Below are 24784 nucleotides of genomic sequence, written 5' to 3'. Positions count from 1 at the left end.
CCCCGACGCTCACTATCGTTCGCTGCCCCCCGAGGGGGCGGATGCCTCCCTTGGGGCGGCCCGGCGGGAGGCATCTTGAACTCCCCCCACGCTCACTATCGTTCGCTGTCGACCGGAGTTAGTGCTTTAGCGCTTACTCCGGTCCCATGCAAAGCTCCCCCCAGGGAGGCACCATGAACACCACTGCGTACGACGCCGCGCCCGCGCACGGCAGCGGCTTTGCCGACCTGGCCGCGACCGCTGACCGGGCGGCGCTTCGCCTCGAATATCAATGGCTCGACGCCGACCTGACGCATGCGCCGATCGCTCTGTTCCTGCACGAAGGTCTCGGTTCGATCGCGATGTGGAAGGACTGGCCGAAGACGCTCTGCGAGCGGCTCGGCATGCGGGGCCTCGTCTATTCGCGACCGGGCTACGGACGCTCGACGCCGCGGCCGCACGGCGTCAAATGGCCCGTCGATTTCATGGCGCACCAGGCGCGCGACGTCTTGCCGGCATTCCTCGACGCGCTCGGCATCGACGCCGCCGAGCGAGCGCGCATGTGGCTGATCGGCCATAGCGACGGCGCCTCGATCGCGTTGCTGTACGCGAGCGCCTTTCCGGATGCATTGCGAGGCGCCGTGGTGATCGCGCCGCACGTATTCGTCGAGGACCTGACGGTCGAGAGCATCGCCGAAGCGAAGATCGCGTATGAATCGACAGACTTGCGCGCGCGCCTCGCCCGCCATCACGCGGACGTCGATTCCGCGTTCTACGGCTGGAACGACATCTGGCTGGACCCGGCCTTCCGAAGCTGGACCATCGCCGATGAACTCGCGGGAATTCGATGCCCGCTGATCGAGATCCAAGCCGAGGACGACCACTACGGGACGATGGCGCAGATCGAGACGATTGCGCGCCACGTCCCGCATTCGCGGCTGTGCAAGCTCTCGAGCGGCGGACACTCGCCGCATCGCGGCACGCCCGAAACACTGACGAACAAAATCGCCCGCTTCGTGGCGAGCGTCGAGCATGACGGCGCGCCGTAACAGTGCGCGTGCGCACCCGACACGCGGAAATCCTTGCGGCGAGGCGATTGGCTCCTTGCTCGAAGGGCGTAGGGGACCGGCTCAGCCGGCCGGCTAAGGTGGCCGGCTAAGGTGGCCGACTAAGCCGCTCCAGCCGCCTCGCGAATTTTGAATTCCCTGACAGCAAGCGCGAGGCTCGCGGCCTGATCGCGCATGCTGTGGGCCGCCGCCGACACCTGCTCGACCAAGGCCGCGTTCTGCTGCGTCACGGTATCCATCTGCGCGACCGCGTGATTGACCTGCTCGATGCCGGTGCTCTGCTCGGCGGACGCCGCTGAAATTTCGCTCATGATGCCCGAGACCTGCTTGACCGAATGCAGGATCTCTTCCATCGTCCTGCCCGCTTCGCCGACGAGCGCCGAGCCGTCCTGCACCTTGCTCGCCGAATCCCCGATCAAGGTCTTGATTTCCTTTGCCGCTGCCGCACTGCGTTGCGCGAGCGTGCGCACTTCGCCCGCCACCACCGCGAAGCCGCGCCCTTGCTCGCCCGCGCGCGCCGCCTCGACCGCCGCGTTCAGCGCCAGGATATTCGTTTGAAACGCGATGCCGTCGATGACGCCGATGATGTCCGAGATCTTGTGCGAGCTCGCGGAAATGTCCTCCATCGTGCTCACCACGCGGCTCACCACGTCTCCGCCGCGCGCGGCGATGCCGGATGCCTTGGCCGCGAGCGCCGTGGCCTGCGTCGCGTTGTCCGCGTTGTTCTTCACGGCGCCGGTCAGTTCCTCCATGCTGGCCGCCGTCTCCTGCAGCGATGCCGCCTGCTGCTCGGTGCGCGACGACAAGTCGAGGTTGCCCGCCGCGATTTCCTGCGCCGCAGAAGTGATCGACTCCGTGCTCGCGCGTATCTCGCCGATCACGGACGACAAATTCGTTTGCATGCTGGAAATCGCGTGCAGAAGGCTGTCGTCGTCGCCGGGCTGCAATCGGACGGAAGCCTGCAGATCCCGGCTCGCAATCCGGGTCGCGATTTCCGCTGCATACTTCGGCTCGCCGCCGAGGCTTCGCTTGATGTTGCGCATGATCAGCAGCATCGCGATCGTCACCGCCGCCCCAATCGCGGCCAGCACCGCCAGATTGGTCAGCAGGTTGCGGTAAAACACCTCGTTGATGTCCTGCATGAAGACGCCGGTGGCGAGGGTCCAGTCCCACGGCTCGAAGTATTTGACGAACGTCACCTTGGGGGCGCGCGTGTCGGTGCCGACCAGGATGCCCTCGTAGTCGACATAGCCCTCGCCTTCGCCGCGCGCGGTTTTGACCATCTCGACGAACAGCAGCTTGCCGTTCGTATCGCGGATAGTGCTCACGTCCTTGTTGCGCAGGCTCGCGTTGGTCGCGTGCATCACGACGACCGGGCGGGAATCGAGTATGAACAAATAGCCGTCGGTGCCGTAGCGCATCGTCGACAGACGCTGCTTCGCCTCCTGCTGCGCCGCTTGCTGGGACAGCTTGCCGGCCGCCACTAGAGCCGCGTAGTCTTTGACGATGCCGTCAGCGGTATCGATGATGTTCTTGAGATCCGCGCGGCGATCGCGAATCATCGTGCTGCGTTCCTGCAGCGCACCCCAGCCGCCAAGAAGCAGCAGGCCAAGCCACATGAGCGTAAGTGCGGACCAGAGCTTGGCATTCAGACTGATACGTTTCATGATGAATATCTACTAAGGAGCCCGATTTTTTTTATACTCGCGGCGACAGCAACATTAACGGCAGCATTGCAAAAACATTGAGCGTCCCGCGCTCGATTCGAACCGTGAGCTCAGCGCATCGAGCTTTCGCTCACTTGCCTACGCTGACCGCGCTATCGGCCTCACGTTCCGGCGAAGCGCTTCCTTCGCTCACGGCGACGCCGCGCGAAGCGAGCACTTCGCGCGCGGCCCGGTAGTCGAAGGCGCCCTCCCAGCGCGCCACGACGATCGTCGCGACGGCATTGCCCACCAGATTGACGAGCGCCCGCACCTCGTTCAAGACGCGATCGATGCCGAGAATCAGCGTGACGCCGGCCACCGGAATGATCGCGTGGGCCGACAACGTCGCCGTCAGCGCGACGAGTGCTGCCCCCGCTACGCCCGCACCGCCTTTGGAGGTAATCATCAGCGCCGCGAGCAGGCCGACTTGCTGCAGCAGCGTCAGGTGAATATTCATCGCCTGCGCGATAAAGAGCGAGGTCATCGTCAGGTAGAGTGCGGCGCCGTCCAGGTTGAACGAGTAGCCCGTCGGCACCACGAGCCCGACGATGGACTTCGGGCAGCCGAGCCGTTCGAGCTTTTCCATCAAGCGCGGCAAGACGGACTCGGTCGTCGACGTGCCGAGCACGATCAGCAGCTCTTCACGCAGGTATCGGAGCAGCGCCCACAGCGACACGCCCGCCAGGCGCGAAATCGTGCCCAGCACGAGCACGACGAAGACGATACAAGTCGCGTAGTAGCAGACGATCAAGAGCCCGAGTTGCTGCAGCGTGGCGATACCGTACTTGCCGACCGTGAACGCCATCGCGCCGAACGCGCCGAGCGGCGCGAGGCGCATGATCATTTCGACGATGCGCATGAGCGCGTCGCCGCTTTGTTCGATCACTCTGGACAGGAAGCGCCCGCGCCGCGCGATGATGGACAGCGCGATGCCGAACAGCACCGAAAACAGCAGCACCTGCAGAAGATTGCCGCTCGCAAACGCGCCGATCACCGAATTCGGCACGATCTCTTCGAGCAAGCCGCTCGATGCCTCGGCATGAACCTCCGCGACGTAGCGGCTCACGGCGTGCGCGTCGAGGGCTTTCGGATCGATGTTCATGCCCGCGCCCGGATGCGCGACGTTCGCGACGACGAGCCCGATCAAGAGCGCGACCGTCGTGACGGCCTCGAAATACAGGATCGTGCGCAAGCCGACGCGGCCGACATGCTTGAGGCTTTCCATCCGCGCGATGCCCAGGGTCACCGTGCAGAACACCACCAGCGTGATGACCATCTTGATGAGGCGGATGAAGGTGTCGCCCAACGGCTTCATCTGCACACCGAAATCCGGTGCCAGGAAACCGACGAGAATGCCGGCGGCAAGTCCGATCAGGACTTGCACGTAAAGATGTTTGAGCAGGCGCAAGGTCGTGTCTCCTCAACTCGCTGCTGCTGGACAGGGAAAAAGCGTGACGTCGCGCACGCTGTGTTTTTCATTGCCCCGCTCGCGACACCCGCGCGCACCGCCGGGGAATGGCTCTTTCTTTATGTCTGCCCGCGCGGGGGTGCGCACGCGCCGCTTAGCGCTCGTCCGCACCCCGCGCCTTTGCCGGGAGGCTGCCGCCCCGGCTGGTATCGCTCAAGCGCTTTCGAACAACCGCGTCAGCACAAACTCGCGATGACCCAGCGCCTCGGCTGCGGTCCACCGGCCATTGACGGTTGCCAGCATCGATTCGAGCAGCTTGTCGCCGGCCTGGTCGAGGTTCTGCTCGCGCTGCAGCAGACCCGACACGTCGACGTCGATATGCTCGGACATCGTCCGCACCGTGCGCGGGTTCGCGCAGATCTTGATGACCGGCACGATCGGATTGCCGATCACGTTGCCCTGCCCCGTCGGGAAGAAATGCACGGCGAAGCCGGACGCCGCGCACAGCGTGACCATTTCGGCGGCGGCCGATGACGAATCCATGAACCACAGTCCCGGCCCGGTCGGCGCCTCGGCCTTGTCGAGCACGCCGTCGATCACGCACTTCTTGCCGATCTTCTGGATGTTGCCGAGCGCCTTCTCTTCGATCGTGGTCAAGCCGCCTGCGATGTTGCCCTTGGTCGGCTGCGATTCCGAGAGGTCGTCCGTCTTCCAGCGGTTGATCATGTCCTGATAGCGGTCGAACATGAACTGGAAGCGCTCGCGCACCTGATCGTTCGCGCAGCGCGCGGCGACGAGCTGCTCGCCGCCCGTCAGTTCGGAAGTTTCGCCAAAGACCAGCGTGGTGCCGAGGCCATAGAGCTTGTCGAACGCATTGCCGACCGTCGGGTTCGCGCCGCAGCCCGAGGTCGTGTCCGACTCGCCGCATTTCGTCGACACCCAGAGATCGGAGATCGGGCACGTCTCGCGCTCGAGCGAGGTCGCGTACTGCACCATCTCCTTGGCCGCCTTGGACGCGCGCAGGATCGTGTCGTGATCGCCATGCAGCTCGATGCCGAAGCCCATGACGGGCTTGCCCGTTTGGGCGATGCCGTCGACGACGCGCTTGGTCCAGCCGTCTTCGATCCCGATCACCACCACGGCGGCGACATTCGGATTGCACCCCGCGCCGATCAGCGTGCGGAAATGCAGGTCGAGGTCGGCGCCGAACTGCAGGCGCCCGTACGGATGGGGCAGCGCCATCGTGCCCTTGATGTTGTTTTCAACGGCTTGCGCCGCCGCATTCGACAAATCGTCGACCGGCAGGATGATCACATGGTTGCGCACGCCGACGCGCCCGTTGGCCCGGCGATAGCCGCGAAAAGTCGTGTTGTGGTCGATTACGCTCATGGTGCCTCTCTGCTCTGGCTTGACTGAAAGGAAAGGGATGCCGCGGTGGAGGTAGCGCTTACCAGCGCTTCGTCTTGATGTTGTGCACGTGAGCGTGCTCGCCGGCGCTGATCGGCGCGACGACCCTGCCGATATCGACGCCGTACTTGAACACCGTATCGCCGACGCTCATATCCTTGAGCGCGACCTTGTGGCCGATCGGGATGTCCTGTTTGGCCAGGACGGTGATGACCTCGTCGTCGTCCATGATCCATGCATTCAGGCGCTCGCCTGCCTTGATGCCCTCCACGACCGCCACGCCGACGGTGTCCTTCGATTCGTGCAACACGATATGGATCATCTTTCGCTCCTGTAATGAGGTTGAGCTGATATCCATATCAACTATATCATCTATATGTGTCACGTCAATCGCGCAAGGTAAAATCGGCACGACAAGCCGGAACCGAGGGCCGGAATTCATTAATCTGGGAGGTCGCGATGAATGCGCGTACGTTAGGTGTCTCCGCCGTCGGCGGAACGCGCTACAAGGAAGTGAAGAACGCGCTCCTGGCGGCGCTTGCCGCACAAGAGTGGAAAGGCGGGGAAGCGATTCCGTCGGAAAAGCGCCTTTCCGAGCGCTTCGGCGTGTCGATCGGCACGCTGCGCAAGGCTATCGACGAACTCGTCGCCGACAACATCCTGATTCGCCATCAGGGGCTCGGCACGTTCGTGGCCCAGCACCAGCGCGACCAGCACTACTTCCGGTTCTTTCGGATCGCGCGCCAGGACGGCGACAAGACCTATCCCGTCGTCGAACTCGCCGGCTTCAAGAAGGCGAAGGCCTCGCGCGAAGTGGCGGAACTGCTCGAAATCGAACCGGGCGCGCGCGTGTTTACGTTCACCAACCGGCTTGCTCTGCATGGCGAAGCCATGATGATCGACAACATCACGGTGCCCGAATCCTGCTTTCCGGGGTTGACCGAAGCCGCGCTGCGCGGACGCCCGAGCACGCTCTACAACTTCTATCAGGAGGCGTTCGGCATCAATGTCGTCGGCACCAGCGAACGCGTGCGTGCGGCGAGCGCCAACGAACTCGAAAGCGAATTGCTCGATGTCGCTCAAGGCGATCCGCTGCTCGAGGTGCGGCGCGTCGCCTACTCGTATCATCAGCAGCCGGTCGAAGTGCGCATCTCGCACGTGAACACCGAGCGCTATGAATACGTGGTCGGGATGACCTCGCGCGACGAATCCACCTGATGGGATGTCGGCGCGACGAGCGGAAAATCGGCGTCAGCGCGGTTTGCTCCGCGCGCTCTTCTTGGCGCTTCCGCCGCGCGGCACGTCTTTAGTCGTCAGGGCAGCGCCGCCGTTCATCTGCTCGACCGACGACAAGGCGTCCACATACGACAGGAATTGCTGGAGATATCCCGGCGACAGCTCGCGCATCAGCGAGAGCGACCGGTGCACGAGGCTGCTCGAATTGAGCGGCCCGGCGTTCTTGGGTACTTGGTGCTCCGATTGCCGCAGCTGTCGCTCAGTGCTCAGCTTGGACCAGGTTTCCCTGAAGTAGTCGAGCAACTCCGGTTCCGGAAGGGAAGACGGCCGGAAGATGGTGTTGTCCGCCAGTGGCTCGCCTTTCGCGGACGCCCGGCTGGCGAGGGAGTCGATGAGCCCGCCAAGCGCGCCGCGACGAGGCTCGCGCGGCGCCGCCTCGTGATCGGCATCGGCCGTCTTGGCTGCGGCGTTTTCCAGATCGCTCGCATAGGCCTCGAGCAGGGTGGACAGCCGCTCGTCCAGAATGCGCCGTGCCTCGCCCCGGTGGCCGGAAGCCCGCCGATCGAGCGCTTCGATGAAGCGGAAACGCACAGGGTCCAGCCGATCGGCGCCGCGCTCGCGCCACGCGTCGAGCGTCGCCCGGGCGAGTGTCTCGCCGCTACTCACGATGCCCGCCGTTCGAAGCCGTCGACCTCGGGACCGGCGCGATTTCCACGCGCCGGTTCTTCGCCCGCCCCTCTTCGTCGGCATTGGAGCTGACCGGCTGCTCCGAGCCGAACGCGGCCGCAAAGACCGACGAGGCCGGAACGCCTTCGTCGATGAACGTGCGCGTCACCGTCAACGCGCGCTGGGCCGACAGCTCCCAGTTGTCGGCGAAGCGGCGATTGCCCGAGCGCACCTGCTGGTCATCGGCAAAGCCGCTCACCATCAGGATTTCGTCGCGAGCCTTGAGGTAGGCGGACAGCGGTCCGGCCAAGCTCTTCAATAACTCCCGGCCCTCGGGCTGCAATTGATCGGAGTTCAGCGCGAACAGCACGCTGCCGCTGATGCCGATGCGCCCGTTGACGAGCGTGATCCGCCCCGCCGCCAGCGGGCCCGCCAATGCCTGCTCCAGCGTCTTGCGGCGCTGCGTTTCCATCTGCCGCGCTTTGACCTCCTTCTCGAGATTGGCCGAGAGCTGAAGCTGGATGCCGATCACGCAGACGAGGATCAGCACGAAGGCCCCGAGCAGCGCCGACATCAAGTCGCCGAACGCGGCCCAGATCGGCGCTGCCGGCTCGACGCCGCCGTCGATTTCTACGCTCATTCTGCTTCCGCTCCCGCCGGCGCCCGCTGAATCGCGATGCGCTGCAGGTCTTCGACGATCTGCTTCTGCGACATCATGCTCAGGTCGATGACTTCCCGCGCCTGGGCCACGTAGTAGGCAAGCTGTTCGTCACTGCGCGCGAGGGACTTGTCGAGCGCGGCTTCGATCCGTTGCAGGTGGGTCACGAGCTTGTCGTTCGACTCGCCGAACACCTGCACGGCCGCGCCGAACGCTTCGCCGAGGCTCGCCACCTCGACCGCGCTGCCGGTGACCTGTGCCGCCACCGCCGAGAGATTCCGCGTTTCGGCTGCGACTTTGTCAGTGAACTGCGTGCCGACGCGAGCGAGCAGATCCGCGGACGTGGCGACCAGCGCGTCGACGGCCGAACGCTGCTCGGTCGAGGCATGGTTCACGGCGGCGAGCAGCGTCTCCAGCGTGGCCAGCAGGCGGCTGCGCTCCTCCAGCATCGCGGTGTCGCGCGCCATGCTGTCGGAGAGCTTCTGACGCAACTCGGCGACGACTTCGGCCGCGGCCCTGGGCGCTTCCGACGCCGCTTGCACGAGCCGCGCGATCTCGGCGCTCGTGCCGCTCGCGTGCGCCTGCGTTTCAGAGGCGATGTCGCGCGCGGTGCGCGCGAGCGTGTCGCAGATTTCCTGCTGCTGGCTCGCCGCAAGCGCGCCCGCTTCCGCCCACTCGTTGCGCAGACCGGCGGCCATCGCAGCGAGCGACTCGGTCCAGGCCGCGAGACGCTGCTGATCGCGCGACGCCAATTCGGCCTGCAAATCCGCATGCGAGTGATTCATCGCTCGAAGCAGCGACGCCGAGTGCTGCTCGAAGGCCGCCGCGGCCGCCGTGAGCGCGCGCTGGTTGTGGTCCGCCAAGTTCTCGCCGACGCGCGCTTGCCGCGACAGCGCCTGATCCCAGATGTCCGCGACGTGCTTGGCTGCCGTCTCGATACCGGTCGACAGGCCGTCAAGCTGCCGCTCGACGGCGTGCGTCACGGTGTCGTGGAACGTTGCCGCCTCGCGCTTGAGACCGTCCATGGTGGCCGCGACGACCGGCTCGAGCGCCGCACTCGCCGCGCGCGCACTGCCGGCAACGCTCTCCTTCAGCGACTGCCCCACGGAGGAGGCGAGACGGGCATAGGCGGCTTGCGCGTTGTCGAGGAAGACTTGCTGGCTGGCAATCTGCCGCTCGCTCAAAGCGAGGCTCTGCTGCTCGATGGCCGTCATCATCGTCTGCAGACGCTCCACCAAGGCCGGCATCATCTCGGCCTGCCGCTGCAGCAGCTTGAAGCGCTCCTCGCGCTGATGGGCGTGCGAATAGATCCGCAACACGGTCGCGATCTTCGCGTCGAGCTGCTGAGCCGCCCCGATCCGTTCGCGCCGGCATAACGCGGACAGCAGCCCCAGCATCGCGGAAGTGGCCACGCCTGCAATCGACGTGCCGAACGCAAAGCCAAGCCCCTTGACGGGCGCAGCGAGCGACGCGCGGATCGCGTCGAGGTCCGTCGCGCTTTCGAGCGCCGCCCCGGTGCCCCGCAACGTCGCCACCATGCCGAGCAGCGTGCCCAGCATGCCGAGCAGCACGAGCAAGCCGACCAGATAGGGCGTGAGCGCCGGTCCCGGCAAGGCCGCGCGCTCCCCGTCGATGCGCACTTGCACCGCGCTGCGCAGGCTGGGATGCAATGCGTCGAGCCAGGCGCTGAGCCTCGCCGGCGGCTCGGACAGGTTCGCGACGGCACGCGAGAGCGTGGACGTCGCCTGCTGATAGCGCCGCAATTCGAACGCACCCGCGAGGTAGCAGAGCCCAATCAACATCGTGACGGCCAGCGCCAACGGGTTCGTGCCGACATAGCCGGCACCGATCCAGCACACGGCGAAAAGACCTGCTAAGAAAACAACGAGATCAATACGAAATTTAGGCATGGCGTCTTGGTTAGCTGGCGCGCAGGGCCGCGAGCAGCCCTGCGACCGGTTGAAACCGAACCTCGAGTTCGGCGAGCAACACGCTCTGCATGTCCTTGCGGAACACGTCCAGCCAGGCGCCGGGCGTGATCGTGGGGGCGTCCTGCGACGCTTCGGCGCCGGCGAGCCTCTGCAGCTCGGCTTGGCGCAAGCGCTCGAAGTGCCCCGCGAGCCACACGGGCACGGTGGCGAAGAGACTCTGCTCGCGCGCGGCGAGCGCTCGTTCCATGACGGCATCGACCATCGCGAGCCGCGCCATGCCGCGCGGCCGACCGGCGAGCAAAGCGCGCAGACGGCCGCGCAGCGTGCCGATCTCCGTCTCCATCACCTGCTGCAGCGACACATAGCGCTGGCGAAAGACCGGGTAACCGGCTGCTTCGTCCACCGGGGCTTCCTGGGCGCGCAATGGCGCACGCCCGTCGCGCCGGTTGGACGCGAACGCGCTATCGCCGACGATGGCTTTCGTCAGCGAGCTGCGCACCTGGGCACACAGTTTCGCTTCGTCGCGGCCCTCGCCGCGCACGCCCGAGGCAGGCGCCGGGGGATTGCCGTTCAATGCCGTGGACAGCGCGATGGCGTCGGTCCAGCCGAGCCATTGGCTCAACCGGTCCGAGAGCGATTGGCCGGATTCGGGAATATCGACGTCCGCCAGGCGTGCGAGTAAGCGAACGAGCGGCGCGCCGCCGAGAGCGGCGCGCTGAGGGGCTTGCACCATACTGCGAAAGGCAAAAAAGGCAGTAGTTTACACGCTGACGGCACACGGACCGTCAAACTCGCCGTGGTCGGAACGCTCGCCGCCGAGGCGGTGACCCGGCAAGTCCTACAAATTTTCACGGATCATGGCGAACACGTCGGCGGACTGCCCCTGCAGCATGGCTTTCGCCGAATACAGGACCATTCCGTACGCGGCCCCCCACTCGATCTTCGGCGGCATCACGAGCGTCATCGTATCGACCTTGACGTTCAGAAGCGCGGGGCCGGGCTCGTTCAACCATGTCACGACGGCGTCTTCGAGCTCATCGGCTTTCGCCACCGTGCGCCCCCACAATCCGATCGCCTCGGCAACCTTGCCGAAGTCCGGGTTGAGCAGCCCCGTATAAAGCGGGAGCATGCCTTCGGACTTCTGCTCGATGTCGATAAATCCAAGCTTGCCGTTGTCGAACACGACCACCTTGATGGGCAGCTTCTCCTGCACGGCCGTCATGAGCTCACCGAACATCATGGCGAGCCCGCCATCGCCGGACATGGAAATCACCTGGCGTCCGGGCTGGCACTTTTGCAGCCCCAATGCCATCGGCATGGCCGCCGCCATCGTGCCGTGGAGCAGACTCGAAAACACCCGGCGTTTTCCGTTCGTGTCGATATGCCGATAAAGCCAGACCGTGGGCGTCCCATCGTCGGCGCAGAAGAGTGCATCGCTCGCTGCATGCCGGTTGATCAGCTCGGTCAGATAGATAGGCGGAATCGTTCCGCGGTTCGAGGCGACGGCCTTGGACCGGTGGGTTTCCACCGCGCGGGCATGCCGTTCGACGAGCTTGTCGCGGAACTCGGTCGACGTGCGCGGTTCGAGGCGCGGCAACAACGCCTCCATCGTGGACTTGATATCTCCGACCAGCCCTAATGTAACCGGATGCCGGCGGCCGAGATGATCGGGGGCGAGGTCGATCTGAACGATCTTGGCCTTTTCCGGGTAGAACTGCCGCCATGCGAAGTCGGCGCCCAGCAACAGCAAGGTCTCGCACTCGGATACCGCCAGATAGCCCGCTTCGCTGCCGATAATGCCGGTCATGCCGACGTTGTACGGGTTGTCGTGTTCCAGCGCGTCTTTTGCGCGGGACGTGTGCGCAATGGGCGCCTTGAGCCGCTCGGCTACCGCAAGGATTTCGGCGTGGGCGCCACGGCATCCCGCCCCCCCATAGATCGCGATCTTTTCGCCCGAATTGAGGATGTCGGCGACACGGTCGAGGTCTGCGTCACTCGGCCGGACAACGGGCACATTCGTGTGGACCGAATACGGGACGTCATCGCTGGTATCGGCATGGGCGATGTCGACCGGAACGATCAGCACAGCGACGCCGCCCTTTGCAATTGCGGTCTGACAGGCAATCACGGTTTTGCGCCGCGCCTGCTCCGGCGTAATGATCATGTCGCAGAACACGCTGCACGATCCGTAGATCGCCTTGAAGTCGACTTCCTGCGGAAAGTTGAAGCCGAGTTCCTCGCTCGCCACCTGGGTGGCGATCAGGATGACCGGAGCCCGATTGCGGTTGGCGTCCACCAGGCCGTTGATGAAGTGAAGGCTGCCAGGCCCGCAGCTTCCCGCAACGGCCGTGAGGCTGCCGGTCAACATGGCTTCGGCTTCGGCGGCGAACGCCCCCGCCTCCTCGTGGCGCACATGGACCCACCCGATGCCGCTTTCGTTGATGTGGTGAGCGATGAGATTCAGCGTGTCGCCCACGATCCCGTAGCAATGCTTTACGCCCGCCGAGGCGAGCGTGTCCACAATGACTTCGGCAACTTTCTTGCTCATGTCGGCTCTCCTGAAAGTGCTCCATGCATGAAATGATCAGCCGCCGTTGTGAACCGCAGGCCCGGAGTTCGTCACTGCCGGTCGCGCCGATTCCATCGGTGGGGAGGATTCACTTATCTTGCATGGACTCCTGATTGCCCGATATCACCCCAAGAGGGGATCGGCGCCATGACGGCTCCCCCATGTCTCACGCTTGAAGCGTGCATCAGCTGGTCGACAGCGCGAGCAGGCGTCGGCCGATCTGATCGCCTCGCGGCAATGAATTCGACAGCCGCTCGAGCGTCGAAGTGAAACGGCGCTGTTGCACCTCCGCCTGTTCGGCGTCGCCGCGGGCCTCGTGAATAGCCGCCGCGGTGCGGTGAAGCCGCCAGTCCGCCAGCGGAGTTTCGAATCCTGCCGCGGCCGCGAACGCGGAGTGGATACGGTCGAGTGCCATGACCGGATCGCCGCTCGCGAGCGCCTCGCGCGCAACGACTTCCCAGGCGAGTGCCTGCCACGTCCGGTCTTCGGTGGCGAGGGCGAGCTTCAGGAACGCCTGGGCGTGCGATCGGGCGGTGCGCGGGTCGCCCGCCATCATCGCGGCCTCGGCGGTACCCCATTCGGTTGCCAGTCGCCAGTACCAGTCGAACATGATGGGCGTGGCGTCCATCTGCCGTCGCGCTTCGGCAAACAACGACGCGGCGCGTACGCCGTCCTCCAATCCTATGTACGCGAGGCCGGCGAGCACGATACACGCACGATGTTGCACGGGCAGCAGTGCGCCGGGGTCGCCTTCCACCGCCCGAGCGGTCGGATTTGAAGCCGGCACGAACCGTTCGTACATTTCGATGATCGACTCGTAGTCCATCGTGTGGACGAGCAACCACCCTCTATAGACCTCGAGTGTGCGGGCCGAAAAATAGTCGCCGTTCTCGCGGAACGAAGTCATGCCCTGGTCGAACGATTCCATCGACCGGCCTAGCTCGCCAAGGAAAAGCTGAGCCCACGGCGTACCCAGCCGGAGCATCCACGTCGCCCTCGCGAGGTCGAAGCCCGGATGTTCCACCGCATGCTCGAAGAGGATCCGGTAATTCGCCCGCACAGTTCCGAGCGCTTCGCGATACCGGGTGGAAATGATGCACAGCATGCTGTATTCCATATTCGCCCGGGCGATCAGCAATGGATCCCCCGTCTCGCGCAACGCGCGAATCGCAGTCTCGCACTCGGTCAGATCGGCATGCGACCAGCCGTTGGTCCAAATACGGCGTACGTAGGCACTCACGCGGACCAGCGCACTGACGCGCATGTCGGGATGCGATGCACTGAGCGCAAGCGCTTCGTTCAGCACCTCAATGCAACGTTGCCTGTCGCTCCAGCTAAAGACGTAGGCGAGGCCGAGCATGGCGCGCAATTGCGCATCGAGCCGGCCAATCGAGCGTGCCTGCTCCTCGAGTTCGACCCAGGCTGCCTTGGCGCGCGGATCGTGCGCCGCAGCGTATAGCGACGCGCGTGCCTCGGCAAACTCGAAGCTTTTGAGCGGACGCAAATCAGCCGGCAACTTTGCGATGAGCAAAGCGGCAAAGTCGAGAATCGACTGCGCCTCGCGATACGCGAAGCGAACCTTGGCGGTTTGCAGCGCAATGCGCAGAGAATCGATCGCTTTGAGCCAGTCTCTCGCGTCAGCGAAATGTTGTCCGAGCTCGTATGCCACCTCCGCTCTCTGGTCACGGGCATAGATCGCCTCGAGCCGTTCCGCGATTTGCCGATGCAAACGGGAGCGGCGAGTCAGCCCTTGACGCCCATAGAACGCGTCGCGAATGAGCGCATGGTCGAAACAGAACGCCGCCGCTGCGCCCCCGTCGGGTAAGCGTTTCACTCCGCAACGTTGAATAAAGCGTTGATTGCGTGCCAGCATCTCGCACAGATCGTCGAACTGCTCCGCCGACAGACCCGCGGCCTCGGCCACGGTCGCAGATGAAAAGCAGAGCCCTGCAACGCTGGCGGCTTCAAGCAGATTCCGTTCGTCGGTGCCCAGGCGCCGGATTCTGCCCTCGAGTGCCTGGGTTATCGTGTTTGGCGCTGCCGCGCCGATCGTCCCCAATGGCGCCAGGGGCCGCCAGCCCGTCGCCGTCTTGCGGAGCATGTTGCGCTCCACGAGATCTGCGAGGGTCGCCCGCATAAACAGCGGATTGCCGCCGCAACGTTGCGCGATGAGATAAGACAGTTCTTCCTCGGCAGGGTCGAGATGATCGCGGTCTGTCAGCCACGAAAGCACCGCGTCGCCAGGCAGCGGGCCAAGCGCCAGATCCCGGCATAGGCCCCTCAACGAAAGCTCGTGGTGCAGATGCTCGATCGGGTGTTCGGCCAGCGCCGCCTCATCCGGCCGGTAAGTGGCGACGACCATCAGGCGCAGCGCTCCTGGCTGGCGCGCAATCGCCGCCAGCAAATCTATGGTTGAGTAGTCGGCCCAATGAAGATCTTCGAATATCAGAAGCAGCGGTTGCGTCTGCGTCAGAAAGCTCAGCAAGCCGCTGATCTCCCGCAGCATGCGCTCGCGCGACGCCCCGAGAATCTGCCGATGCAGGGCCTCGCGCACAGGGCTCGCCACCTGGCCCGGGAGCTGCAACGCCCACGTGGGCGCCAGCGTCACCAGCGCGTTCACGACGTCGCTGCCGCCGGTTCCCTGACAAAGCTGCCCGAGAGCCTGCAGAACCGGATAAAACGGCTCCGTGCCGCCATAGCCCTCGACGCAACGCCCTTCAGCGACCCGCGCATCGCCATGTTCGAGCTTTTGGGCGGCAACGAACTGCTTGAGCAACGCTGTCTTGCCGATGCCCGGCTCGCCGGCCACCATCACGACCTGACCGTTTCCGGATCTGGCCCGGTCCATTGCGGCACCCAGTTGCTGCAGTTCGCTCGTGCGCCCGACCAGGCGGCCGAAGCTCTCCTCGCCTGCGACCGGCAGGGGCTCGATTGAAGGGACTTCTACGGGCGCGACGAAACGATAGCCGCGTCCGTGCAGCGTTTCGATGTAGCGAGGGCGCTGCGCGTTATCGCCGAGCCGTGCCCGGATCATCCGTATGTGAGCCTTCACGACTTCGGGCTGCACGTGCACGTCGGGCCACACCGCTTCGAGCAGCGCGTCATGGGTAATCAGCGCACCGCGATTCTCGATCAAAAACCGCAAAACGCCGAAGGTCTTGCGCGTCAGGTCGATCCGCTCGGCTGTCGCGTCGGAATCCAGCCGCCAAAGGCATTCGTTCGCCGTATCCAGACGAAAGCCTTCGAAACTGAACGAAGATAGCGTGCCCGGCCGAGCCTTCATACCAACCTTGCTCCTCAAGCCTGGATCAGGCCCGAATGGGTTGCGCGAGTGACCGCTTCGGCTTGCTCCAGCGAAGCAAGGTCAGGGTAAGGCGGCCGAATTCCAGAAGGGTGAATTTTTGGTCTTAATTTGGTAATCGAATGGTCCAGTCCGCATTACCGCCACGCGTGACGCGTTTGCAATCCCGCCTGGCTGGTTATCCGCAGTATAGAATCGCGACAACCAACGAAGCGAAACTGCCCAGCGAAGCGCTCGCCGCGACGCTGCCGTCGAGCCATCGCCTGCGCGTGACGTTCGAAACGGGCTAGTCGCCCGCGACGCGGCTCCCGGAAAGCCGGACCAGACCCAGACGGCTCGCCAGCGTCACCGCTTCGGTCCGGTTCTTCACCGACAGCTTCGTATAAAGATGCTTTGCATGAGACTTCACGGTCTCGGGCGCGATGCGCAGCCGGATCGCGATCTGCTTGTTGGTCAGCCCGCCCCCCATCAGTCCGACGATCGTGCGTTCACGTTCGCTGAGGCCCATGGCGGCCACGGATCGCGCAGTGTCCGGCACCGTATCACGCCCCGGTTGCGCGTTGGCGGTGCCGCGCCGGCGTCGCGACATCAATGCGCCTGCGTAGGGAAGCAGTTCGCGGACGCCGCCGGCGGGCACGATCGAACCCCGCACGATGCCGTCGATCAGCGTCGCAACGCGCTCGCTGCAGTCGACGAGCGTCTGATGCAGTCCCACCGAAGCCGCCTCCTTCAGCAGCGCGACGAGGGCCTCGACCGCTTCATCGCGCCGACCGGCGGCCAGCAGCGCTTCGACCAGCAGCAGCGCGATCGTCACCGCGCCGTATCGATCGCGTCTCAAAACGGTATCGCTATGGAGCTCCCGCAGCGCCGCGAGGTCGATCGCGGCGGATGTCCGCGCGGATGCCTCGGAGTGCGCCTGCGCGAATGCCTTGGAGTGCGCCTGCGCGAATGCCTTGGAGTGCGCCTGCGCGAATGCCTTGGAGTGCGCCTGCGCGAGCGCCAGCCGCGCCTGCGCGAGCACGTGGTAGCGCGCGATCTCGAAGCGCGCGCTGCTGCTCGCCGCGCCGCATTGCCCGTCCAGCACGGCGAGCCGTTGCGCGCAGAGCGCCGCCTGGTCGATGCGATCCGCGGCCACGTGCATCTCGACCTGCTGCGCGAGGCTGGCGGCGCGCAGCCGCGGCCAGTTGCGCTTCGTCCCAAGCGCGTCCGCCTCGGCCAGCAGCAAGAGCCCTTGTCCCGGTTGCCGCCGGTTCGCGGCGATGCGGGCGAGCAGTCCGTAACCGCGCAGCGCGCCTTCGATCGTGCCGCCCTGCCGGATTCCCGGCAGCCGTGCCGCGACCAGCGCCTCGCTCTCGTCGACGCGGCCCTCCTCGTACAACACCTGCGCCATCACGCAGGCGGGCAGCGCGTCGATCGCCGCCGGGCCGGCGCCGTAGCGGCGCGCGACGTCAAGCGCGTCGTCGGCCAACAAGCGCGCGGCATTGAAATGCATCTGACCGAATTCGGCCGCGGCATCGAGCGCAAGGTCGAACATCGTGGTAATCGCGCGCAGCCGGCCCGGCTGCTCGCCCGGCTCCCGGCGTTCCACCGCGTAGAAACTCTCGGGATCGCCGAAGCGCCAGTACACGCAGCGGCACACCGTCAGCGCGACATGCGCGGTGGGCGTTGCGGCGCCGAGCCGCAGGGCCGAAAGCGCAGCGGCCAATGCCGCCCCTGCATCGTCCTGCAGCACGAGCGCCGCGGCCCGCACGGCCGCGAGCTCGCCGCGCACCGCAACCGCGACCGAGCCCGGCAACGGGCCGGCCTGCCCTTCGATCCGCTGCGCGATCAGCAGCGCTTCGGCGGCCTGGAGCCGGATCAGCATCTGCCACGCGCGCGCAAGATCCAGATGGATGCGCGCCACGCTCACCGCCGGCCGTCCGCGGCCGGCGCGCGCCAACGACAGCACTTCGCCGGCCTCCAGCGAGGCGGGCGGCGCGACGTGAAGCCCTCGCATCGCGAGGGTTTCGGACTGCCCCTGCGGCGGCGCCGCGCAGGGGCGACGCTGCCCCGCTTCCTGATCAATTTCGCAGACAAACGCCTCGTTCATTCCACGCTCCGTCGGACACCAGATCGTCGCAACCGCTCGACGAACTCAGTGCCGTCCAGACTAGACATGACTGTCCGGAGAAGCGTGATGATTCGGTTATTTTTTGGTAAAGGATCGGTTGTCGCCCGGTGTTGTCCGAGCCGCAACCGAAACGAAAGCGATCAATACCGAGGTTTGTAATACGGTGAGCGGTCAGCCGGGCGACACGCGCTCGACCTCGGACGCCAGCATCATCGCGGCCGCGTTGACGGGACGCGGCCGCGCCGACCGCGGCCGATAGACCGCGTCGCCGGCGTCGATCGGCGCGCCCGACAGCGCGCAGCGACCGCGCCGCTTCGCGACGCCCACCTTCCACAACTGGTCGCCGTAACGGCAGGACGTTGCGTCGCACCAGTACACGACCACGATCCCCGCCGAAACGCGATCGACCACGCGCACCACGCATTCGCGGCGCGCGCCGGTTTGCGCAACCGGCACCGTTGCGGCTTCGCGGCGCGGCGCCAAGCGGCTCGCGGCCCGCTCGCACGAGCCGTCGTCGAGCAGGCGCAGCGCGGCGCGCCAGCATTCGTCATCCGCCGGGTCGGCCTGCATGATCACGCTCCCGTGTCGTCGCCGCGCGCGGCGCTCGCCACGGCCGACGCTACGATCGGCCCCTCGCCGCGCATCCGGGCCCGCCAGCTGTTGGGCGGCTCGCCGACCATCCGCCCGAAGACGGTCGTGAAGTGCGCATGCGAGCCGAAGCCACAACTGAGCGCGACGTCGAGCACGCTGAGCGCCGACGAGCGCAGCAGCGTCTGGGCATGCTCGATCCTGCGCCGCAGCAAGTACGTGTGCGGCGAATAGCCGGTGGTCGAGCGGAACTGCGCGGCGAAATGCATGCGGGTGAGGCCGGTGCTGGCGGCGACATCGGCAAGTCCGATCGGCTGCCCGAGATTCGCTTCGATGAAGTCGAGCGCGCGGCGCAGACGCCACTTCGGCAGCGACGCCGCGCGCCGCTCGGCCGCGGTCCCGCTGTCGGCGGCGAATCCTGCCGCCTCGCTGCCGCGCGCTGCATTCGATGTCTGCGTGCTCATGTGCGCCTCCACGGTCGATGCCGATGATGTGCCCGTGACGAAAGCCGGCCGGCTCCCAGGGCAGATATCGACAGTCCCCATTTTGCGCAATCCGGCCGCGGCGCGACATCCCCTCGTCGGGTGAGCGCGACGGGCGCGGCGTCCCTCGTTCGTCCGTTCTCAGGAGCCGCGGCGCGGCTTGATTGCGCCCGCGGGATGGCGCTTCGCGATCGACGAGCGCAGCGCGGAATAGGCCGGCGCGACCATCGGGTAGTCAGCAGGCAGGCCCCACTTCGCGCGGTATTCGGCGGGGGTCATCGCGAAGTGGCGCTGCAGGTGGCGCTTGAGCGACTTCAGCTTGCGTCCGTCTTCGAGACAGACGAGGTAATCATCGCGCACCGATTCGTCGATCGGCACCGCAGCCCGCTGCTGCGCGGCCGGTGCCGACGTCGTGCGCAATGCGGCCAGCGCGCCGTAGGTGCTCGAGATGAACGCCGGCAGATCGGCCGCCGGCAACGGATTGCACGAAACGAAGCTCGCCACGATTTTGGCGGTGAGCTCGATCAGATCGATGTCCTCCATCACGACCGGCCTCGACGGATCAACGGTTCCCGGCGCGCTCGCCGACTAGTGCGCCTTCGTGGCGGCCGGGTCCGCCGGCAGGTCGTCGCTGCGATAGCCGCCACCGAGCGCCTTGGTCAGCACGATGCCCGCCTCGATCTCGTCGCCGGCAAGCTGCACGAGCTCGAGGCGCCCCTCGATGACGGGCGCCTTCGCCTGCATCGCGGTCAACCTGTCGCTCAGGCCGGTCTGGTAGCCCGCCTCGGCACTGTCGCTCGCGAAGCGCAACGCGTCGATCCGGTCACGCTGCAGATGCACGCGATGATCGAGGTCATCGATCTCGCTGCCGCTCTGCGCGACGTCGCGCACCGCGTCGAGCACCGCCTGGTCGTACTGCTCGATCAGCGTGTTGCTGGCCGTGCGCGCGCCGTGCAGGTTTGCGTTCAGGCGGCCGCCGTCGAAGATCGGCAGCGTGAGGCCGGGAATGAGGTTGATCTGCTGGCTCGAATGCATGAACAGGTCGCGCATTCGCAGCGCGTTGAAACCGAAGAACGCGGTGATATCGAAGCTCGGGTAGAACGCCGCTTTCGCCGCATCGATCCGGTCGAACGACGCCTGTACCAGCCAGCGCATCGCCTGCAGATCCGGGCGCCGCGCGAGCAGCTCATACGACAGCGCCGACGGCAGCGAAACCGACGGCGCCGGCAACGGCACCGGTGCGATCGCCGGCAGAGCGTCGGGACCGACGCCCGCCAGCGCGCGCAGCGCCTCGCGCGCGTGGACGACCTGCTCCTGGGTCGAGGCGATCTGCTGGTCGATCGCGAGCAGCTGCGCGCGCGCGCCGGCGGTCTGGGTCAGCGCTTCGAGGCCGCGTTCGTGCCGCGCCGATCGCGTGTCGAGCTCGAACGCGCGCACTTCGCGAAGCTGCCGCAACAGGTCGAGGCTCGCGTAGGTGATCTGGATGCTGTAGTAGAGCTGCGCGACGCCTGCCGACAGCTCGAGCTCGGCCTGCGCCGCCTCCGCGCGCCGCGCGTTCTGCTCGCCGATCGCCGCGCGCACGAGGTCGCGCTGCTTGCCCCAGATGTCGATGTCGTAGTGAGCGTCGACGCCCACGAGCCCGGTCCAATACCACGGCCCGAACGCGCCGATCGCCGGGTCGTGCGACGCATACGCGCTGAGGAAACCGTGACTCGAGACCCGCTCGCGATCGGCAGCCGCCAGCGCGGACATCTGCAGACCGGACCCCGCGCGGATCAGCTCGACCTGCGCGTGGGCCTGCGACACGTGCTCGCGCGCAATGGCGAGCGTCGGCGCATGGGCGAGCGCCAGCTCGACCAGCGTATCGAGCTGCGGATCGTGATACTGCTCCCACCAGCGCGCCGAAGGCCAGCCTTCGTTCGCGAGATGGATGTCGTCGGCGAGGCGGATCTGCTGCGGCGCGATCATCGCGGCGGGCGGACTGTCGTGGTGAATGATCGCGCACGAGGCAAGCAACGGCAGCGCGAGAGACGCGAGCCAGCGGCCGGCCAGCCGTGCAGCCCGTACGTGCGGCAGGGGCGGCAGGCGGCGGCGAAGGACCAAGGCGAAGCGCGTCATCGCCGATCACCCCGCACTCGCGAATTCGCCGGACGCACGGTCGCCTGCCGACCAGCGCGGCAACCCGGCGAGCGCCGCATCGATCCGTTGCGCGTGCCGTTCCAGCGCTTGCCCGCCTGCCGCGCCCGCTGCCCCTGCCGGCGCGGCGCGCAGTCGACTCGGGTCGGCCGGCGCCGGGGTCGTCGCGGCCGGCGGCTCGGCCGCAAGCTGTGACGCGTATCGCGCGAGCGCATCCGCGACATCCGCCTGAAACTTCCCTGCGCGCTCCATCGACGCGCCTCCCGACGGGTCGGTCATCGCCTCGTCGTGAAACGCTTCGAGCGCGACGAGCAGCGCACGGCTCTGCGCGAGCACCGTCTGCGACAGCAGCGTAATCCGCGCCGTCTCGCCCTCGCGCCAGTCGGGTTCGAGCGAGACGCGCGCCAGCACCGTCTCGCAGTCCGCGAGCTTGGCCCACGTTGCGGCCACCGCCGGCGAATCCGTCGCGCGCGGGCCGGTGAGCATCGCCCTCGCACCGACGCGCGCCAGCGCCGCGATCTCGCGCAGCACCGACGCCAGTTGCGCACGCAGCGCATCCGCTTCGCCTTCCGGCCACATCGACATCTGGATGAAGGTTGCCACGCCGACGCCTAACAAGATGCCGGCCATCCGGTCGCGGATCTCGGTGAGATCGGACGGCGGCGAGAACGATTCGAGCAACGCCAGCGCAAACGTAAACATGATCTGGACGCCGGCATAGCTGATCCGCTCGGACCCCGCCGACACCCAGGCGCCGAGCGCGATCACGGGCAGGCTCATCAGCAGCAGCCCCGTCACGCTCTCCAGCCGCGGAATCACGAACGCGACCATGAACAGCGCCAGCGCGCTGCCGACCAGGGCGCCGCTGATCCGCAGCAGGCCATGGCGGCTCGACGCGCCGAGGCTCGGCAGCGCGACCACGAGACACGTCAGCATGATCGTGTGGATGCCCGGCCAATTCACCGCGTTGTAGAACACGTAGCAGATCAGCACCGACAGCAGCGTACGCAGCGAGAAGCGCGCGTAGCGCGGATTCGCGAAGACGTCCGGTTCGAGCAGCGCAGAGCGCGCCGCCGCTTTCTCCGCTTTCTCCGCTTTCTCCGCTGCACCGCCGGCGGCCGCTTCGTCCGGCGGCGGCGGCGCGGCGCCCCGCGCGGCATCGGAGAGCGCACTGAGCGCGCGCTGCATCGCGTCGAGCGCCGGTATCGACGTCGATACCGGCGCGCGCTCGGGTGCGCTCCAGTGCAGCCATTGCGCGTCGTCGCCGAGCGCGTGGTCGAGCGACACGAGTTCGACCTGCACCGCGCGGATGGCATCGATCTGCCCGGCGCCGTGCGCGACGGCATCGTCGGGAAGCACCGCCGCAGCCTCGACGATGCGCGATACCGCAGTCACGCAGGCCAGCATCGCCGACACATCCTCGTTGCTGTAACGGTGACGCATTGCCGCGAAGCGCATGAGCTTCTGCAACGACAATGCACCGCGCTCGAGATCGAGCGAGCCGATCCGCACGGCCGGCGCATGCACGTCGAGCACGGCGGCGAGCCGCGCATGGGCCGTCGCGAGCTGCCGCTGCATCGCGGCGCGCAGCTGCCGCTCCGGCTCGGCCGGCAAAAACAGCGTGTTGATGAGCAGCGACACTGCCACGGCGTAGTTGACCGCCGACCACACCCATAACAAGCTACGCACCAGCGCTTCCGCGTTGTCGGTCAGATCGCCGAAGCTCTGCGCGTAAATCACGATCAGCGAGACGAGAAAGAAAACGAGCCCGAATTTCGTCACGGCCCGCATCAGATAGGTGCTGCAAAAAAAGATCGCGCTCGCAACGATGATGCGCAGCAGCGGATAGTCGAACGTCAGCGCGTAGAGTCCGATCGTGCAGGCGATCGCGCACGTCGTGCCGATCACGAGATTCAATGCGATCACGCGGGTCAGCACGATGTTCGCCTGCGTGACGAAGAACACCACGATCAGCGACAACGCAAGCTCGGGCACTCGCAACGTCATCGACGCGACGATCACGATCGCGCTGCCGAGCACGCAGCGCATCGTCACGTTGCCGCGCCCCGGAAACGCGGCGAGCTCGTAGCGCAGGAAGGCTGCGAGCTCCGCGAGCGGCCGCGGCCAGGCGAGACGGCGCCCGACGCCGTCGAGGCCGCTCATGACGGCGCTCCATCGGGCGTCGCGCGGTTGTCGCGGCGTTCGGGCTGCAGCACGGCGACGGCGGACGTGCCGATCCGGAACAGCTGCGGATCAGGATGATCGACCTCGATCTTCACCGGAAAGCGCTGCGCAACGTGCACCCAGTTGATGCTGCGCTGAATGTTCGGCAGACCGTTCGCGGCGCCCCCGCCGTCCTGCGGCTCGACGCCGAAGCCGATCGAGTCGACCGAGCCGCTGAAACGGATGCGGGTATTGCTCATCAGGTAGACGGTCGCGCGGGTGCCGGGCCGGATGTTGCCGAGCTCGTTCTCGCGGAAATTGGCGATCACGTACCAGTGCCGCGTATCGATCAGCGTGAAGACGGGCTTTTGCGCGGACACGAACTGCCCGACGGACGTGCGCAGCTCGACGACGCGGCCATCGAACGGCGCGCGCACGGTCGCATATTCGAGGTTGAGCTGCGCCGTCGCGATTTCGGCGAGCAGCACCGCGCGCTGCGCGACGAGCGCGGCGACGCTGCTGACCGCCGCCTGCGCCTCGCGCGCCTGCGATTGCGCGGCCGCGAGCTCGGCCAGCGCGGCGCGCTGCGCGGTGCGTGCGCGGTCCAGTTCGTCGGCGGAGAGGTAGCCCTTCGCGATCAGCGGCTCCATTCTCGCCAGCGTGTCCCCCGCCTGCTTCGCGGCGGCCTGCGCGCGCACGACCGCCGACTTTGCAGCGTCGGCGCTGAATCCTTGCGCATTGACGGTGCGCTGCGTCAGCGGAATCTGCGCATCGAGTTGCGCGAGTGCCGCCTGCGCGCGCTGCAACGCGAACTGATACGGCCGCGGATCGATCTCGAACAGCAGGTCGCCCTGCTTCACCGCCTGGTTGTCGCGCACCGCGAGCGTCACGATCTTGCCGCTGACTTCGGGCGAGACGCCGATCGTGTCGGCGTACGCATACGCGTCGTCGGTGCGCGGCGCGGTATCCACGCGCCAGATCACGGCGATGATCGCGACGACGGCCAGTACGACCAGCAGCATGGCAGGCCAGGTTCGCGGACGCTGTTTTCCTGCGTCCGTGCTGTGGGCAGCGGTCATGGTCACACGGTCGGTTAGAGGTTGAAGCCAACTACCCAGAGCGCGATCGAAAACAGCACCGTCAGCGCCGGGTAGACGATCGCGGGCGGCGCGAGCCAATCGCCGCGGCCGCTGCGCGACAGCAGCACGTGCACGCACGCCACCAGCAGCACGCCGCCCGCGATGCAGAACAGCCAGTCCGGAAAGTACGCGCCCAGCACGCCGACCGACGGCGCGTCGCTACACGCAGTGAGCGGCGCGCACGGCATCAGGATCGTCCACGCATGGCGCCCAGGGCGCAAACCACTCGACATCGCCG

General features: G+C 66.4%; 20 protein-coding genes and 1 pseudogene. 3 read left to right on the top strand and 18 right to left on the bottom strand.

Going from position 1 to position 24784, the window contains the following annotated elements; all coding sequences use genetic code 11:
* The first annotated feature begins 173 nt into the window (after positions 1-173).
* On the top strand, positions 174-1028 hold the full coding sequence (locus J3489_RS21520) for an alpha/beta fold hydrolase (protein WP_207001448.1): 855 nt from the start codon (positions 174-176) through the stop codon (positions 1026-1028).
* A 119-nt stretch (positions 1029-1147) separates the two neighbouring features.
* Here J3489_RS21520 and J3489_RS21515 read toward each other — a convergent pair whose 3' ends face one another.
* From J3489_RS21515 to J3489_RS21500, 4 genes are all read right to left on the bottom strand, one after another.
* The gene (locus J3489_RS21515) at positions 1148-2713 is read right to left on the bottom strand and encodes a methyl-accepting chemotaxis protein (RefSeq protein WP_207001446.1); all 1566 of its coding nucleotides are present in this window, start codon (positions 2711-2713) and stop codon (positions 1148-1150) included.
* A gap of 130 nt (positions 2714-2843) precedes the next feature.
* Complete coding sequence (dctA, locus tag J3489_RS21510; RefSeq protein ID WP_207001444.1) at positions 2844-4160, bottom strand: C4-dicarboxylate transporter DctA; 1317 nt, start codon at positions 4158-4160, stop codon at positions 2844-2846.
* Between the two features lie 213 nt (positions 4161-4373).
* Entirely contained in the window at positions 4374-5549 is a 1176-nt protein-coding gene (locus J3489_RS21505; RefSeq protein WP_207001442.1) for a UxaA family hydrolase, read from the bottom strand.
* A 58-nt stretch (positions 5550-5607) separates the two neighbouring features.
* The gene (locus J3489_RS21500) at positions 5608-5889 is read right to left on the bottom strand and encodes a UxaA family hydrolase (protein WP_207001440.1); all 282 of its coding nucleotides are present in this window, start codon (positions 5887-5889) and stop codon (positions 5608-5610) included.
* A gap of 137 nt (positions 5890-6026) precedes the next feature.
* Between J3489_RS21500 and J3489_RS21495 the strand changes: the two genes are divergently transcribed.
* The gene (locus tag J3489_RS21495; protein ID WP_207001438.1) at positions 6027-6785 is read left to right on the top strand and encodes a GntR family transcriptional regulator; all 759 of its coding nucleotides are present in this window, start codon (positions 6027-6029) and stop codon (positions 6783-6785) included.
* A 33-nt stretch (positions 6786-6818) separates the two neighbouring features.
* Here J3489_RS21495 and J3489_RS21490 read toward each other — a convergent pair whose 3' ends face one another.
* The 6 genes from J3489_RS21490 to J3489_RS21465 all read right to left on the bottom strand — a co-directional run bounded on the left by J3489_RS21490 (position 6819) and on the right by J3489_RS21465 (position 15910).
* Positions 6819-7469 (bottom strand): DUF2894 domain-containing protein, encoded by a 651-nt coding sequence (locus J3489_RS21490; protein ID WP_207001436.1) that lies wholly within the window; start codon positions 7467-7469, stop codon positions 6819-6821.
* Positions 7462-8109: an OmpA family protein gene (locus tag J3489_RS21485; protein ID WP_207001434.1), complete on the bottom strand. Its 648-nt coding sequence runs from the start codon at positions 8107-8109 to the stop codon at positions 7462-7464. The genes J3489_RS21490 and J3489_RS21485 overlap by 8 nt, the downstream gene beginning before the upstream one ends.
* Positions 8106-10037 (bottom strand): DUF802 domain-containing protein, encoded by a 1932-nt coding sequence (locus J3489_RS21480; protein ID WP_207001431.1) that lies wholly within the window; start codon positions 10035-10037, stop codon positions 8106-8108. The genes J3489_RS21485 and J3489_RS21480 overlap by 4 nt, the downstream gene beginning before the upstream one ends.
* Before the next feature lie 10 nt (positions 10038-10047).
* Positions 10048-10791, bottom strand: coding sequence for a DUF3348 domain-containing protein (locus J3489_RS21475; RefSeq protein WP_207001429.1), 744 nt, complete (start codon positions 10789-10791; stop codon positions 10048-10050).
* Positions 10792-10896: 105 nt separating this feature from the next.
* Complete coding sequence (locus J3489_RS21470; protein ID WP_207001427.1) at positions 10897-12606, bottom strand: thiamine pyrophosphate-dependent enzyme; 1710 nt, start codon at positions 12604-12606, stop codon at positions 10897-10899.
* 205 nt (positions 12607-12811) lie between these two features.
* A complete protein-coding gene (locus J3489_RS21465) occupies positions 12812-15910 on the bottom strand; it encodes an ATP-binding protein (protein WP_207001426.1) in 3099 nt (1032 codons plus the stop codon).
* A 140-nt stretch (positions 15911-16050) separates the two neighbouring features.
* Between J3489_RS21465 and J3489_RS21460 the strand changes: the two genes are divergently transcribed.
* Positions 16051-16218, top strand: a complete 168-nt coding sequence (locus tag J3489_RS21460) for a hypothetical protein (RefSeq protein ID WP_207001424.1) — start codon at positions 16051-16053, stop codon at positions 16216-16218.
* On the opposite strand, the gene J3489_RS21455 is transcribed toward J3489_RS21460, so the two are convergent.
* From J3489_RS21455 to J3489_RS21420, 8 genes and pseudogenes are all read right to left on the bottom strand, one after another.
* Positions 16215-17867: a helix-turn-helix transcriptional regulator gene (locus J3489_RS21455; RefSeq protein ID WP_207001422.1), complete on the bottom strand. Its 1653-nt coding sequence runs from the start codon at positions 17865-17867 to the stop codon at positions 16215-16217. The genes J3489_RS21460 and J3489_RS21455 overlap by 4 nt on opposite strands.
* Positions 17868-18209: 342 nt before the next feature.
* Positions 18210-18608 (bottom strand): DUF3331 domain-containing protein, encoded by a 399-nt coding sequence (locus J3489_RS21450; protein ID WP_207001420.1) that lies wholly within the window; start codon positions 18606-18608, stop codon positions 18210-18212.
* A gap of 2 nt (positions 18609-18610) precedes the next feature.
* Positions 18611-19012: pseudogene (locus tag J3489_RS21445) on the bottom strand (helix-turn-helix domain-containing protein); the annotation flags it as partial.
* A gap of 237 nt (positions 19013-19249) precedes the next feature.
* Entirely contained in the window at positions 19250-19651 is a 402-nt protein-coding gene (locus tag J3489_RS21440; RefSeq protein ID WP_207001564.1) for a Ros/MucR family transcriptional regulator, read from the bottom strand.
* A gap of 45 nt (positions 19652-19696) precedes the next feature.
* Positions 19697-21226, bottom strand: coding sequence for an MdtP family multidrug efflux transporter outer membrane subunit (locus J3489_RS21435; RefSeq protein ID WP_207001416.1), 1530 nt, complete (start codon positions 21224-21226; stop codon positions 19697-19699).
* 6 nt (positions 21227-21232) lie between these two features.
* Positions 21233-23407: an FUSC family protein gene (locus J3489_RS21430; protein WP_207001414.1), complete on the bottom strand. Its 2175-nt coding sequence runs from the start codon at positions 23405-23407 to the stop codon at positions 21233-21235.
* Positions 23404-24486 carry a multidrug transporter subunit MdtN gene (mdtN, locus tag J3489_RS21425; protein ID WP_207001412.1) on the bottom strand — a complete coding sequence of 361 codons (1083 nt, stop codon included), beginning with the start codon at positions 24484-24486 and terminating at the stop codon, positions 23404-23406. The genes J3489_RS21430 and mdtN overlap by 4 nt, the downstream gene beginning before the upstream one ends.
* 14 nt (positions 24487-24500) lie before the next feature.
* Positions 24501-24779 (bottom strand): YtcA family lipoprotein, encoded by a 279-nt coding sequence (locus tag J3489_RS21420; RefSeq protein WP_242540187.1) that lies wholly within the window; start codon positions 24777-24779, stop codon positions 24501-24503.
* Positions 24780-24784 lie beyond the last annotated feature (5 nt).

The sequence above is a fragment of the Trinickia mobilis genome (genome assembly GCF_017315705.1).
Taxonomy (GTDB): Bacteria; Pseudomonadota; Gammaproteobacteria; order Burkholderiales; family Burkholderiaceae; genus Trinickia_A; species Trinickia_A mobilis.
Note: the sequence above shows the minus strand (reverse complement) of the source record. Positions and strands in the feature narration are given on the sequence as shown.